At 45.4% G+C, this 15911-nt stretch carries 7 protein-coding genes and 1 pseudogene; all 8 read left to right on the plus strand.

Annotated elements, in window-relative coordinates; all coding sequences use genetic code 11:
- The 8 genes and pseudogenes from AABA21_RS05765 to AABA21_RS05800 all read left to right on the plus strand — a co-directional run bounded on the left by AABA21_RS05765 (window position 1) and on the right by AABA21_RS05800 (window position 15901).
- On the plus strand, window positions 1-486 hold the full coding sequence (locus tag AABA21_RS05765) for a hypothetical protein (RefSeq protein ID WP_338248037.1): 486 nt from the start codon (window positions 1-3) through the stop codon (window positions 484-486).
- Window positions 474-4292 (plus strand): hypothetical protein, encoded by a 3819-nt coding sequence (locus tag AABA21_RS05770; RefSeq protein ID WP_338248038.1) that lies wholly within the window; start codon window positions 474-476, stop codon window positions 4290-4292. Before AABA21_RS05765 ends, AABA21_RS05770 begins: the two co-directional genes overlap by 13 nt.
- A gap of 145 nt (window positions 4293-4437) precedes the next feature.
- A complete protein-coding gene (locus tag AABA21_RS05775; protein WP_338248039.1) occupies window positions 4438-6777 on the plus strand; it encodes a hypothetical protein in 2340 nt (779 codons plus the stop codon).
- Window positions 6778-6779: 2 nt separating this feature from the next.
- Window positions 6780-8200 (plus strand): annotated as a pseudogene (gene brxL, locus AABA21_RS05780) (BREX system Lon protease-like protein BrxL).
- Window positions 8201-8620: 420 nt separating this feature from the next.
- Window positions 8621-9631, plus strand: a complete 1011-nt coding sequence (locus AABA21_RS05785) for a DUF4007 family protein (protein ID WP_338248040.1) — start codon at window positions 8621-8623, stop codon at window positions 9629-9631.
- Window positions 9632-9645: 14 nt separating this feature from the next.
- The gene (locus AABA21_RS05790) at window positions 9646-13143 is read left to right on the plus strand and encodes a hypothetical protein (RefSeq protein ID WP_338248041.1); all 3498 of its coding nucleotides are present in this window, start codon (window positions 9646-9648) and stop codon (window positions 13141-13143) included.
- 3 nt (window positions 13144-13146) lie between these two features.
- A complete protein-coding gene (locus AABA21_RS05795) occupies window positions 13147-13947 on the plus strand; it encodes a phosphoadenosine phosphosulfate reductase family protein (RefSeq protein ID WP_126601675.1) in 801 nt (266 codons plus the stop codon).
- Window positions 13948-14065: 118 nt separating this feature from the next.
- The gene (locus AABA21_RS05800; protein WP_338248042.1) at window positions 14066-15901 is read left to right on the plus strand and encodes a hypothetical protein; all 1836 of its coding nucleotides are present in this window, start codon (window positions 14066-14068) and stop codon (window positions 15899-15901) included.
- Window positions 15902-15911: the final 10 nt, after the last annotated feature.

Genomic DNA, 15911 nt, shown 5'->3' on the forward strand with positions numbered 1-15911 from the left:
ATGACAGATATTGAAAAGGAACTAACTGTTCGCATTCGTAATGTATGCAACGTACAAGCACGATATCGTGTTCTCTGGATAGTTGGAGAACCACGATGTGGAAAATCTTTTCTCTGTAGGTCTCTATGCAAAAACAATGGATGGAAATACATTAATTACACTCTTGGCCGCGGATTCTTAGACAGCTTAGTTGGGCAGGAAGAAATATATCGTCCTCAAAACTTCTTAGATGATTTATATCGTTGGTGCAATCAATCAACCGAAGACTTCATAGTCCTTGATGAGATTGAACCGCTATTGAGTTTGTGGACATGGGATATACAGGAAGAATTTTTTAAACTTGTAGGGCGTGCTCCAGACTTAACAGCTGGCATAGTGATTGCAACTCGGATCCGCACGGCTGAGCAGCTGAACAGAATATTTTCAGAGATGGATCCAAATCATATTTATGAGATACAGCAAGGAGTGATCTCATGGTACAACTGATGCGCAATGTCGTGCAAATTCAAGGTGGATTTAAACCATCCGTGCAACTCCCCAAAGACTTCTTTAACGAAGAGTATAACCGGCACTTTGTCGAAAGCTATATTCCTACACATGATACTCTTGATATTTTCATGGAGATACGGAATAGTTTACAGTTGAATTCTGAGAACCGTGCAAAACTATTTATGGGCACTTATGGCACTGGCAAATCAGATCTCATGTTGATGATATCCAACTATATAACGCGTTCATCAGATGATCCACTATTAACCCCTTTCTTCGAACGATTGCATAACCTTAATAGTAGTAAAGCTAAAGCTATTTATGATGCGCGATTGCACAAACCTCCATTTCTCCTTGTTCTCCTACAAGCCGATACCGCAACCACTTTCAGCAGTTTTGTTTTAGACGGGCTACAAAAGGCTCTCGATCAAAGTGGACAATCAGAGATCATGAGCCCTACATATTATCGTGCAGCAACAGACCTTATAGCACAATGGGAAAGAGACCTTCCAGAAAATGTTGATCGCGTTGATAGATGGTTACAAGAAAATTACGGCATGACATTGGGTCAACTCAAACGCGATCTTATGAGCCCTCAGGCTGACACTGCTCTAGAAACATTTAGATTGGTCACAAATAAAATCATAGGGATGCCGTTTCACCCAACTGCTGTGATTGAAAGGCCTGATGATGCCTTTGATGCAGTTTCTAAAAGGCTTGTGGAAAGCGGAAAATATAGTGGAATATTTATAATCGCCGATGAGTTCACGCATTTATTACAAAATTTAGCCGAATCATCGGTAGCTGCACCAGATATCAAAGCGATAGACAACCTTGCTGAAACAGCCGCTCGCTCTGGCAAAAACCAGATCCACTTCTATGTTGTAAGCCTCCATGGCTTTTCTAGTGCTGGTAACCAGGCAAATACGGTTTCATCACAAACTGCACTAGAAAGAACTGGTGGACGTTTTATCCAGGGTCAGGTATCTTTACGATCCCAGTATATGGAGGAACTTATTAGCGCAGCTATCGTAAAAAAAGTTCCTCCCGCATCGCTTTTTGAAAAAGATATTCAACAGCAAGATGAGCTTCTTTCCTTAACAATGGGCCTATGGGGGCAGCATTCGGAAAAACGCGATCGAGAATGGATGAAGGAGACAATTGTACAGGGATGCTTCCCACTTCACCCCTTGACAGCCTACTGTTTACCTCTCCTCAATAATAGGTTGGCTCAAAACGAGCGTACAATGTTTAGCTTTTTATGGGATGAAAACCGTGGGCTTAAATCTTTTATAGACACGGCACATTTAAGATCTAATGATGGGCGGCTCAACTTACTTTCTTTAGATCAGCTATTTACGTACTTTGAAGGTAGCTTGAGAGAGAAAAACACCGAACTTTACTATCTCTATCAACAGTTCAGCTCAAAACTTACACCCGAACAAATACGTATAGGACTAGAAGGGCGCTTGTTAAAAGCCCTTATCTTACTCGACATGATTACTGGTGATCCCTCTAGTGTTTCATCGAATTTACGCACTAATCGGGAACTGCTGCGCCATGCTCTAAACCTTTCTCGAACGCAAATGACTGAACTCAATACTGCGCTTCAACAACTAGAGCAGGCGGGCATCGCTTACCCAAATCAAGCAGGATATTATCAATTAGTGAAACAGGGGCAAGCCAATCCCAGTGAATTACGAGGAAGAGTTGAACAGTATGCAAAAACCATGCCGTTCCTGACGCTCAATGAATTAAATAGCCAGCATCTATTAATAGATATAGATGCCACAACCTATAATAAGCGGCATGGCACAGATCGCAAACTCATAGCCAAATTCGTCAGTTCGGCTGATTTAACAAACCCCGCAAGCTTACTCAAAGATCTACCACAGACAGATGGTCTACTATGGTATGTTATCGCTTCTACAGAGGCAGAGCGTCGACAAGCCTGCATAGAAGCCATTCGATTAACAAAAACTTATGATCAATTAGTCATCGCGATACTACGCTCACCTACTGATATTATTGAGCGCCTTAAGCGAAAAATAGCCGTAGAGAAACTTTCCCATGATCCTGAGTATGATAAACCAAGCTACCAGGAGCTATTGAATGAAAATGGCCTGGTGGGCTCTGACTATTATTCCGCTTTCAACAAAGAGTCTCAACGATTTGAACAGTATGCAGAAATTGAATGGTATCAACAGGGGAGAGCAACTACAGTACAAACACGGCTACAGCTTGAAGATCTAGCGACAAGAGTGATGGAAAAGGTGTTTCCTTACACACCAACACACAGTACGAGGCAACATCTCTCAAAGGCTCCCCGCAACACCACCAAATTGAAAGAAGCATTAGATGCATTAATAAGTGCCCCATTTAATCGGCCAGCAAATACCAGCAAAAAATCTATCACAGATGCTATTTTGATTAACGGCGCACAAGAATTGGACTTAATAGAATATATTGACCAGAAAGGCGGTTACAATGTCTATAATGTGTGTGCGCCAGTCAATGATCACAGTAAAATAGTCTGGCAATATTTAGATAGCCAACTACAAAAGCAGGGAGTAAACTGGGCGGAGATTGTAGAGCATTTACAAAGTCCTCCTTATGGTTTGTACAAACCAGTCATACAGCTTTTTCTCGCAGCCTTTTTACGATTGAATCGGGACTATATAGAAATCTACACAACAACCAATAATTATGGAATGCGAAATTCTTATGGCCAACGTATAGATGTTACGGGAGAAACCATTATCAAAATGGTAGATAATCCCAAAGACTACCTGATCAACTATAAACCCTTACCTCCGCAGCAAAAAGAGTTTCTTATGGGGTTAAAAGACATTTTAACTTCAAGCGTAGCATTCGCCAATTATAGAGATATAGAAACAGAGTCATTACGCAATCAGGTTGCGACATGCCTACATAGAGGAATAAAAGCCATTCCAATTCTCACTCAAGTTCCTTCGATAAGTGAGCTAAGTAGTATATACTCAGACATACCAGAAAAAACTATCAAAATAGCTCTATCTCTAATAGAGCTAGCACAGCAACCAGATGAGAAATCAAGAGCAGCATCTCTGCTTGAAACATTGCCTCCCAAACTAGGATTATCTGCCAATTATACAGAGTGGACCAGTGCTACCATTCATCAAGCATTATCATTATTTGGAAGTGCTTATCCCCTACTTATCCAGGCGTCAAAGAGACTACGGCAATCAATCACGATGTCCCTCAGCCAATCTTTGGGCTTACCAGAACCAACAGAAATTGAGCAGGAGGTTTTTAAAGCTGCCCGACAATGGCGAAAAGAAAAAGTAGGCACAGTGCACACAACAGATATGGAATACAGATCAGACGCTCGCATGCTACTTCAGCTACTTGATGACCCTCATAATTTTGAGCAAGTCTTTCTTAATGCTCTGCCAGCCAACTGGGGATTAAATCCTGTTAGCCAATGGCAAGCACTTAGTACAAGAACGCTCTATTTAAATCGCCTTAAACAAGCAATACAAACCATTGAGCATAAAGCAGCTACCCAAAGAATACAATCAACAGGTAGGGTTCCTGCAACCAATGAGGGGCAGGTAACAAATCTACCCAAACCTACTCCGTCTCCTCAGCCTGATATAGCTAGAGGAAATTCATCAGCTATTAATAATTTACCACCTCGCACATCTTTGCCACCTAAACCAATAGCAAATGATTCAGCCATCAAGCAAAATCAGGTCAACCCACCACCAGCCAACTCAGCTTTCAATAATTATTGGGCGCCAAAAACGCAAATAATAATATAGAAAAAGGTCTAAGCAATATACAGCAAAGACATAATGGTAGTTCCATAGAAGATGCTTTTCAGGCGATACGAGCTATCGTTGAAAACCTTACTCCAGCAAACCAACGCTTGTTATGGGAGAAGCTAGTTGAGGAGTATGACCCCCGATGATCACCATTTACTCCGACTTCCATCAACTCAAACAGATAAAACGGACTGGATATACTTTCATTGCAAGTAGAATACAAGATTATGTGCCACTCCGACAGCAGCTACGCCGTGCACTCGACGAAACACATAATGATTACGATATATATATACAACTTCCAATCTTAATACATTGGCTGGAAGATCTCCGCGCCTATAACCCGCAGTTAATTGTCTGGCGGGAAATACGGCTGGATTCATACTTTGAACAAAAATTTGGTTTTTCTCCTCCAGAGGAATTAACCGAAACAGCACAAACAGACTTGCTAAATACACTAAAGCCAGTACGCACTGGAACTGTCACAGATCCCATAGGATGGATATTAGGAAGGAAAGTAAATCCCATATGGGAAGGTTCACCGTCAGATAAAGAGCATCTGGCCAATGTGGCAGCAAGCATTTTAAAAGGAAAAGCAATCCCAGCCATGCTCCTTCCGCTAGCCAGAAAACGTATAGCACAATGGGCTGAGCAAGACAACCGTTACCACATTTTTCTTGATGATACGCTGAAGGATGCGGCAGAAATGGTTTTCCTCGGCTGGGCTTTACGCAACTATCCATCCAACCCTCTAGGTGATCAAAATAGGAGTATAGCCTCAATAGAAGATTGCAGCCAGCATATAAGTATCTGCATAGAGTGCTTAAAGAAATACAATGCACAAATCAAAAGTTTTTGGTCTAATCAAATGAGAGCAGATATAAAGCCGGATTTAATGCAGATCTTGGGTTCAATGTCCGGTCTGGTTGATGCTGAACTGGAGTCTATTGACAGATCGGCCAGAAAACATACGGAACAACTCACGAATGCACTCATTGAGGCTATCAAAATACGCTTCTCGCATCTCCCGCGCACAGAAGACGTCATAGAAAAGCTAGAAAAAATTGTCACACCACCGGTTCCTGATGATCCGGTCGAGAGATGGCCAGCCGAACAATGGCTAGACTGGGTCACAGATGAATACATGCCTTATTTTGCGTGGGTACTCCGGACAAAGCATCGCCGTGATAAACAGATGCAATTGGCCCATCAATTTGAAGAGTGGTTAATAAGGGAATATCCCCTACTGTCACAAGATCCTCAAGCTCCATTTTCGCCACATCAGTTGGACAACATTAAAGAGTCCTTTAAGTCTCATAATGTTGATATTGTCTTCTGGTTTATCATTGATGGGTTAACATGGTGGCAAGGTAAAAAATTACTTGATTTTTGTACAGAACGAGGAATAAACAGCGTTCACATCCAACCAGCAATTTCAGCTCTTCCAACAATCACGTCAATCTCTAAAAACGCCTTGGTAAATGGCTATCTTGATGCATCAAAGATGAACCAACCAACAGTACAGAGTATTAAAAATCGTCTCACCAAAGAGATCACTAATATACAGGTATTCACACAGGTAAATGAGCTAGAGTTGGCATATGCAACGGATTTGACCCCGGGACTCTATACCTTGCTTTACAATGCGCTTGACCATCACAGCCATACGCTACAAGGCTTCACAGATGATGAAAGCATCAATGGACATCTCCGACTCATTGCTCGACTCATTAAGGAAGGGTTCGAACACTGTATAGAACAGGGGTTAAACCCACGGGCATTTGTTAGCAGTGATCATGGTAGCACCCTGTTGCCAGAGCAGGCTAGCGTGCTGAGAATTCCCCATTTTGCTTACTTGCTAGATGAAGAAAATGGCGCAGAAGAAATCTCAGCCGAGAACAAGCTAAAACCGTTCCAGCGCACACGTGTTTGTGCAACAGAGAATGTCCCCAGTGACGGTGATTTACGTCGCATTTCAGCCAATTGGTTTTTTTTACAAAAAGACATATTCAACTTACCAGAACAATTTTTAATCCCAAAGGGTTATAGTGCTGTGGAGAGGCGCCCTACAGGATGGACACATGGAGGAGCAACGCCCGAAGAAGTAGTGGTAGCAAGTCTTGAGTTACGGCCTTCATTAGAAGAACTGATTGCACCAGCACTACAAATAGAAGGGAACCTACGGCCAGGCACAACTAACGAGATGGAAGCAACAATCACAAATCCGAACAACTTTCCGCTCAAAATCGTACAGCTTTTCATAGAAAACGTACCAGTGCCCATAAAATTAACGCGTATAGGCTCCCACTCCACAATATCGACCCCTATCCGTGTACAGGTTACAAATAATCAATCAACCAAATACATTAAATGGCTTCTCTCATATGAAGCGAGAGGTCAACATTTAAGCGCAGAAGGATCAGTAAACATACACGTGCGGCTCTTGTATGCTAACACGTTAGACGATATGTTTGAGGAATAATAATGGCACTACAGTTCGAAGAAAAAGCACTCAAATATTATAGTGATGTGTGCGTAAACAAAGACCTTGTTCGTAAGGCGAGCATCGGAACCGAAAGCGTCCCTATGTATGTCAGTGAGTGGATCGTCTCACGTTATTTAACGGATGGGCAAGTCGATGCAGCAGCACGGCAAAAGATGAGAGATTTTGTTAATAAGCACTTGCCATCGAAGGATCAGAAAGAACAATTAAAATCTAAACTAAAAAATGGCGGAACGCTTCTCATTCTGGATACGTATAGTGTGGAGGTAAATCTTCGCACAGATGAATATATTCTCAAGATCCCCTGTCTGGATGAAAATAGAGCAACCATCGAATCATATATTGTTGAAAATTATCCTCTTCTACTCAATGGGGGTGTCTGGGGTGTTGGTCGCCTAGAATATCAATCCCCTAATGGGAAGGAGAATCCATTTGGTCAAATACGTATGGTTGACTTTCGTCCAATGCAAGCAGCCTCCATTGATCTCGACCTCTTTTGCGAGCAACGCAAACATTTCACACTAGAAGAATGGAGAGATCTGCTTATAAGCAGCATGGGATACAATCCCACATTCTACACACCAGAGCAGATGATGCTCCTGCTTACACGCCTCATCCCAATTGTGCAAGAACGAGTCAATTTAATAGAATTAGCACCAAAGGGTACGGGAAAATCGTTTGTGTACCTCAATTTATCGCGCTACGTACGCTTAATCTCGGGGGAAAAGTTACCGCCGCGGTTTTATTTCATAACAATGCCACCAATCAATCAGGGCTGCTGACAAGATTTGATGTTGTCGTTTTTGATGAAGCACAATCTCTTTCTTTTGATAATCCAAACGAAGTCATTGGAGTGCTTAAAGATTACCTGGAATCAGGGAGCTTTTCACGCGGAGGCAAACAAAAAAACGCGGCAACAGCAGGTATCGTCATGCTCGCTAATATACCGCTGGCAACCGATGGCAATCCGCGTTTTGAAAATCTTTTCTTAAATCTGCCGGATTTTTTACGAGAGACGGCTTTTATCGATCGCATACATGGAATAGTGCCTGGCTGGCAACTGCCAAGGATTGAAGAAGGCTCTATATCAAAACAGATAGGCTTTAAAGCTGATTTTTTTGGAGACATAATTCATACTTTACGGCATACCGCGGGATATGAAGACTACATCAAAGCACATGGAAAAATTATTGGGACGCATGATGTTCGAGATAGGAATGCTATTATTCGTTTAGCCACCGGTTATTTAAAACTACTCTTCCCCGATTTAAAGGTAAGTCAAGATGATCTGGTAAATTATTGTTTACGTCCAGCTGCTTCGTTACGACAGCTAGTACGTGACCAGCTAACCATCATGGATCCAGAATATAAACCCTCGTTCATTGATGTAGCAGCTATTTAGCAGGGGTGTAAACACTAAGAGTGTGTAACCCAGTCCTTATCGGAAAGAAGGAATATATACAAGCTGATTTTTTCGCTGATCGTCAGTCAGCTTTTTCAAGAGTATTCGCTACAAAAAATACGTATCAATAAAAAAAGGGAACTCAAACCATCATTTTTCTTAATGAAGGAGGAGCAGAAATCAAGAAAACTGCTCCTTGATATTTATATAGCTAATCTGTTAAAATAGCATCTGCCAAGAAAAGACGATCACTTGCATTCTTATTGAATTTATGGCAACTATAAATACTATACAATAAGCGATTAACAATGAATGTTGTTTCATTGTTAATCATCTTCCATGAATGAGTACCGTATTTTGCGGGTACTTTTTCTTATTCTTTCTACTTGAATGCTCCCTTATGATAAAAAGGAGACACAGATGTCTGCTGATGCGCAGTTGACAAAAAATCCCATACATATTCAAAATACTCTACTTGAAGATACCTCGCAAAAGGCAGATCTTTCATCCGCGGCGACGCAACATCCGCAGGCAGTATTTGCCCGTCACGAAACCTTTCACCCACGCTCTGGATGGATAAAGAAAGGTTTTGACCGCTCTCAACAGAATAGCAATATCTTTCTGAAAGACGATGCCACAACCATCCTCGGGGTTGGTAAAAATATGGTACGCTCCATTCGCTATTGGTGTGCGGCATTCAAAGTATTGGCAGAGATTCAGGAGAAGAATACGCGCAATAAAGAGATTGCACCCACTCCCTTTGGAGCGCACCTATTGGCTGATGATGGTTGGGATCCTTATCTCGAAGATCCCGCATCTCTCTGGTTGCTTCACTGGTATCTGCTCAAGCCATCCTGCATGGCGACGACCTGGTATTTTACCTTTACGTGCTTTAAACGGGCAGAGTTCTCTTCTGAGAGCCTCACCAATGCGTTAGATGAATACGTCCATCAGCAGTTTCCCAAAAATAATGTAGCGGTATCATCGCTACAAAAAGATATTTCTTGCTTGTTGCATATGTATGCTGGTGTCAAGTCACGTTCCAATTCGCTTGAGGAGACGCTCGATAGTCCATTTACCGCGCTTGGGCTGATCCAGCCCGAGAGCGATGGCAAGCATTATTCGTTCCACGTAGGCTACAAAAACACGCTCCCCCCTGAGATTATCGTGGCTGCTTGCCTGGAGTTTGCCGAGCAAGTTGGCAAAGGTGAACGCACGATCTCGATTCCTCGCCTCATGTATGAGGAAGGGAGTCCAGGTACGGTTTTCAAGCTTACAGAAAGCACTCTGATCGACGCCATTGAGCAGGTAGCGCAATCGGATCAACGCTTCTCGCTGTCAAATACGGCTGGCATTATTCAACTTGCTTTTACGCAGCACCCTGCCACTCTGGCTGAAGCGCTCTTAAATCAATATTATCAACACGATTAGCAAGAAGTAGAATCATGGAACAAAAACTCTCTGACATTATTTCTTTAAAGCGACGATATAATCGATCAATCAATCTGGAGCGTGATCTCTCACTGACCGAGAGTGTCCTTGGCTACATCCCAACGTCATGGGCTCTGGATACCAGCGAACACATTATGAGTGCATTGGTCACCGACAATGCGGTTCGGGCCTGGACCATTACGGGTGTTTATGGCACTGGCAAATCGGCGTTCGCCCACTTTCTCGCCGCCCTGGTCGCGTCCAAAAGTGATCCGCTTCAACACAACGCGCAATCGATTTTAGAACACTATCTCGGTCCACACCATTCATTCATCGAGACGATCATTGATCAGCTACCCGAAAAAGGATTGCTGCGCGCGGTGGCGACGGCCCAGCGGGAGCCTTTGAGCTACACCATTCTGCGTGCTCTACGCCGCGGCTGCGAACTGGTCTGGCCCCATGATTTCGAGCAGCAACCCATTGCCCACCTTCTGCAAGATCTAGAAGAGATCATGGAAGAAGATCAAAGGGTTTCTAATCAGGAAATCATCCAATGCATCCAGCAGGCGGCGAAAGAAACGCAGATGGGGATTCTCCTCATCATTGATGAGTTGGGTAAGGGGTTGGAATACGCGGCCTGGCACCAAGAGAGCGATGATCTTTATCTGCTGCAGCAACTAGCCGAGCTACCAGCTACCGAATATGCACCCAAGATCGCTGTGTTGGGACTCCTTCATCAGTCCTTCGCGGAATATGCTCAAAACCTCACCAAAACGCAGCGCAATGAGTGGAGCAAGATCCAGGGCCGGTTTGAAGATATTCCCTTCACCGCCACCAATGATCATATGCTGCATCTGCTCAGCCAAGCCATTGCCCATTCACATGACACTGATCTCTTGCCGTTTCTTGATAGCTGGGCGACCAGCTGGCAGAAGACCCTCCATTCGCATGATATCCATCAGGAACGCCTGACCATTGAGGAATTTGGCAACATCTATCCTTTACATCCTTTGGCCGCATTAACTTTGCCAATTCTCTGCAGTCGTTACGCCCAGAATGATCGCTCGCTTTTTACATTCCTGACCAGTCAGGAGCCCTATTCCTTCACATCATTCCTGCAGACAACGCCCTTGCAAGGGGAGCGGCCGACAACCTTAAAGCTCTATCGCATCTATGACTACTTTATGGAAGCTGCCAGCGTCTCGCATTCAGCCAAAGCATCAACCCAGCGTTGGGTGGAAATCCAGGGTCGAATCTCGGATGCCCAACATTTAGAGTCCGACCTGGTCCAGGCGCTAAAAACGATTGGTATTCTCAATCTAGTGGATACCGTTGGGATGCTGCGCGCGACTCCGCAGCTTGTTCTATTGGCATTATCGGAAGACCCCAATGATCTCCAGGAAGCGCAGCGCTGGACCCAGGCGATTGAGATTCTTGTTCAGCGTGGTCTGGTGACGCACCGCAAGCAACTCGATGAGTTGCGTATCTGGGAAGGTTCAGATTTTGATATAGAGCAGGCTACTGCCGCAGCAATCGAGAAGGAGCAGACATCGCTGGCCAGCTTATTAACTCAGGCCTACTCATTGTCACCCATCATTGCCCAACGCCACAGCTATACCACTGGTACATTGCGCTATTTCGAGCGTCGCTACATCAGTGATTACAACGAACTCGCCCAGATCAAGCCCACCAGTCCCGATAGTGATGGCGTCATCGCCTATTGGTTAGGCGAGCAGCTTCCCACCCAATGCCCACCGTCAACTACCAATGGCAAGCCGTTTGTATTGCTGGCTGGCAAAAATATTGAGAAGCTCGCCTCTGTCAGCCGGGAGGTGGCAGCGTTAGTCACCATTGATGCTACATCTCCGCAGTTGCAGAGCGATGGAGTGGCTCGTCGCGAGGTTCGCCAGCGCCTGACACAAACACGTCGGTTACTCATCGACTTGCTGGAGCAATCATTCCTTTCAGGTAAAGAAGAGGTCCCGTGCATATCGAATGGGGACCTGTTCCACCTGCGTACGCTTAAAGACTTTCAGCAACATCTCTCAAATCTTTGTGACCAGGTCTATCCAAAGACGCCTGCACTCTGGAATGAGTTGATCAATCGCCGCGAAATTACATCCCAGGGAGCTAAAGCGCGGCGCGAACTACTCGAAGCGATGTTGCGCAACGCCCATCTTGAGCGTCTAGGATTGGAAGGCAATGGACCCGAAACCAGTATCTATCTGTCCTTGCTGAATCATTCCGGCATCCATCGTTATAGCGATGGCCAGTGGAGCTTTGCGGAGCCCAAGGAACCGACTATTCTGGGAGTATGGAAGGCGATTGAACAGTTTTGTTTGGATGCACGTACGAAGCCAGAAACTCTCGATCAGCTCTACGCTATACTAGAAGCTCCACCTTATGGAATGAAAAAGGGGGCCATTCCGCTCTTGCTTGCCGCGGTGCTGCTTTACCATAAAGATGATGTCAGTGTCTATCAAGATGGTACCTTCATTCCATTGTTGGGTGCCGAGCATTTTGAGTTGCTGGTAAAACAGCCGGGCCGTTTCGCGGTCAAGCATTTCGAGATCGCCGGTCTACGCACGCAAGTCTTCAAAGAACTGGCCCTGCTCTTGCGCCGCCCACAGTCTTCTTCGACAGTATCGGCTACGCGCAATACTACCGTACTGAGTATCGTCAAACCACTGATTCATTTCGGCAATAGCTTGCCCGCTTATACCGTGAAGACCAAACAACTCAGTTCAGAGGCCATGGCGATCCGGGATGCCATCCGTGATGCGCGTGAACCCGATGAACTGCTCTTTACAACGCTGCCTCAAGCGTGCGGCTTAGAGCCGATTAGCGCACAAGAAGCTCATGACGATACCCAGGCTCAGCAGCTGAAAGAAATACTCATCCGTTCTTTGCAAGAGTTGCAGCTCGCATACGATCGCTTACTTGAAAAATGCAAATATTTGCTTTACAATACTTTTACCGTTCACAGCGATATTTCAAAAATCAGGGAAGACCTTCGTGTGCGCGCTCAATACCTAAAAGATAATTGCATTGAGCGGCAGATGCGCAGCTTCCTCTTTGCAGCCATCAATGATGCAGCTGACGAGCGAGACTGGTTAGAAGCACTCCTCATGGTTGTCGCAGATAAACCGGTGGCGTCATGGACCGACGATGATGTAACACGCTTTGAAGTTCGTTTAAGCGATCTGGCCCGTCGTTTTATCCACCTGGAAGCCATCAAAAAAGAAGTCTATCAGCAACCGGCTGGCTTTGAAGCCCGGCGCATTACCGTGACTCAACCTGACGGCTATGAGAGCAACCATATCGTCTGGCTCAATCATGAGCATCAAGAACAAATTGAAAAGCTTGTTGAAAGCATTTTGCACACCGACTTTATTCAAGACAATGAGCAGTTGCAGCAAGAACTTGTTGCCGCACTCGTTGAGCGCATTTATCAACCTACCACACAACAGCACAGTTCTTACCGTGCGCCTCAAACGGGAAAGGAAGCCTAACTCATGGGGACAAAAGAAGTTCGACATATCCTTGGCCTCTCAGGAGGAAAGGATAGTACAGCACTAGCGATCCTCATGCACAAAAAAGTTCCGCAAATGGAATATTTTTTCTGCGACACGCATAAAGAGCTCCCTGAAACCTATGAATACCTTGATCGCATTAAAGCTCGGCTTGGTATTAAAATCACGTATCTCAGCGCGGAACGCGGCTTCGACCATTGGCTCGACGTCTATGGTGGCTTCCTGCCATCACCGAAAATGCGCTGGTGTACGAAACAGCTCAAAATTATTCCTCTGGAACAATTTATCGGCGAGGATGACGCCGTGAGCTATGTTGGTATTCGTGCCGATGAGAAGCGTGATGGCTATATTTCTACCAAACCGAATATAAAGCCAATCTATCCATTTAAAGAGGCTGGTTTGGTTCATGCCGACATTGTACGTCTCCTAGAAGAGAGTGGTATTGGACTCCCAAACTATTATAAGTGGCGTTCACGTTCGGGCTGCTTTTTCTGTTTCTATCAGAGAAAATACGAATGGGTTATGCTCGCTGAAGAACACCCGGATCTGTTCGCGGAGGCCGTGAAATATGAAGAAGAGCACAGCGATGGCCGTAGCTTCACCTGGGTGCAGGGCGAGACGCTAACAGAGTTGCTGGCGAGAAAGGACCGCATTCTGGCCGACCACGAGAAGACGCTAGCTCGCAAGCAACTTCTGAAACCCAATAAGAACCTGGCTCAGGCGCTCTCAGACGTACTTGACGACGAGGACGACAGCCTTCCCTGCCTGACCTGCCATCTCTAAACATTCTTATTCAATGTATTGTATCGAAGTGGATGTAAAATGGTAAACGTTTTACATCCATGCTTATGTTGTGTGTATATTTGTATTTCTACCTTAAATACATAAGAAGACGAGGAATATGATGGCTTTTCATGACTCTGCATGGATACGCTTTCTCCGTCAATATGGCCCCGTACCAACTAATGACAATATGTATGACGAGTTTATTCAAAAAGCAGCTCGCAGCAAAAAGATGAGTCCCGTCTCTTTTACTGCAGAATATCTAGATGAACTCATTGATAATTTTCAATCCAATACACCTGTCTCGGTCATTCTCACCGGTACCGCTGGCGATGGCAAAACCTACTATTGCCGTCAAATTTGGACGGCCCTTAATGGCACCGAAGCTGCCTGGACGCAGAAGAGCAAGCTCCGCACCTTGCGCCTTCCCTCTGGTCGCACATTGATTGTGATTAAAGACCTGAGCGAGTTCTCTGCCGAAGAGGCACAGACGGAATTGCCCCAGATCGCGACATCCATCGATCGCCAGAATACTGAATATGTCTATCTCATCGCTGCCAATGATGGGCAATTAATGGAAAAGTGGCGTGATGTCACTGCAACCCCACAAATCGTCAAAGTACGTCAAGCTATTGAGGATCTGCTGGTCAATGAGCAGAGGGATAATCCAAACTTTGCGCTCCGGCTCTACAATCTGAGCCGCCTCCCGATTCGCCGCGTCTTCCCCCGCATACTTGATGCAGTGCTCAATCACGAAGGCTGGCAGACATGCGACCAGTGCCCTTTCCGGCAGGCGACCGCCTCTACCCAGCAGTGTCCGATCTGGGAAAATAAAGAGCGGCTGCAAAATGATGCCACGACGCGCGAACGCATCCTGCAATTACTTGAGTTATGCGAACTCAACAACGTCCACATTCCAGTCAGGCAGCTGCTTCTGCTGGTCTCCAATATGATCCTCGGTCATCCCAATACCAAGGACCATCTCATGACCTGTAAAGATGTTGTACAGATTATTGATAACGGCGATACAGCCCAAGCAAGTCTATATCACAATCTCTTTGGCGAGAACCTTGGGAAGCGTCGCCGCCAGTCCACTGAGGTCTTTGTGGCGCTCAATCGCTTTGGCATTGGCAACGAAACCAATAGCGGCGTCGATAGCATGCTGATCTTTGGGCAGGACGATCCAATGCAGAAAGAGAACTATCAGCGCTTCGTGCTTTCTGACACCTACTATGGGGCCGATCATTCATTCCAGAGCCAACAAAACGCTTATCTTGAAGGCGCCACAGCGGACAATGGAGAAAAGTTCCTGTCGATGCTGCGTGCGCAACGGCAGCGCTTATTCTTCACGCTCCCACCAGAAGCGGCGGCAGCAACCAAACTGTGGAGCCTGACCGTGTTCCAATATGCTGGCGAATATCTTGAAATCATTGAAAAGCTACGTCAGAGCGGCAAGATTACTTCAAAACAATCGCTCGCGCGCCTAGTCCAGGGCCTGAACCGCATCTTCACCGGGCTCCTCGCCCATGAGGCAGAGCATCTCATTCTGGCTACGTCAGGCAGCCATTCCCAGGCACGTGTTTGTCATGTCTTAGAAGACTATGTCTCCGTCTCCAAAAAAGCCGGTGTCTATGTCAACCTCGAACTTGACCATAATGAGCGTCCTCTTTTGACCGTTTCACTAGGGAAAGAGGATGGCCTCCAGGTGCCCCTACGCCTTCAATTAACACGCTTTGAATTTCTGTGTCGCGTTGCTGAGGGTGCTCTCCCAAGCAGCTTCTCACGTGAGTGCTACGAAGACATCCTATCGTTCAAAACCAACCTGCTACGCCAGCTCGATTATCGTCGCAGATTATACGATGACGATCCGGATGCTGAGCTAACATTGAACATGATCTACCTTGATAATGATGGGGATATCAAAGAGAGCTCGCTGGAGGTCCAATTTTCATGATTACATCGCC

This window comes from Dictyobacter halimunensis (assembly GCF_036245075.1).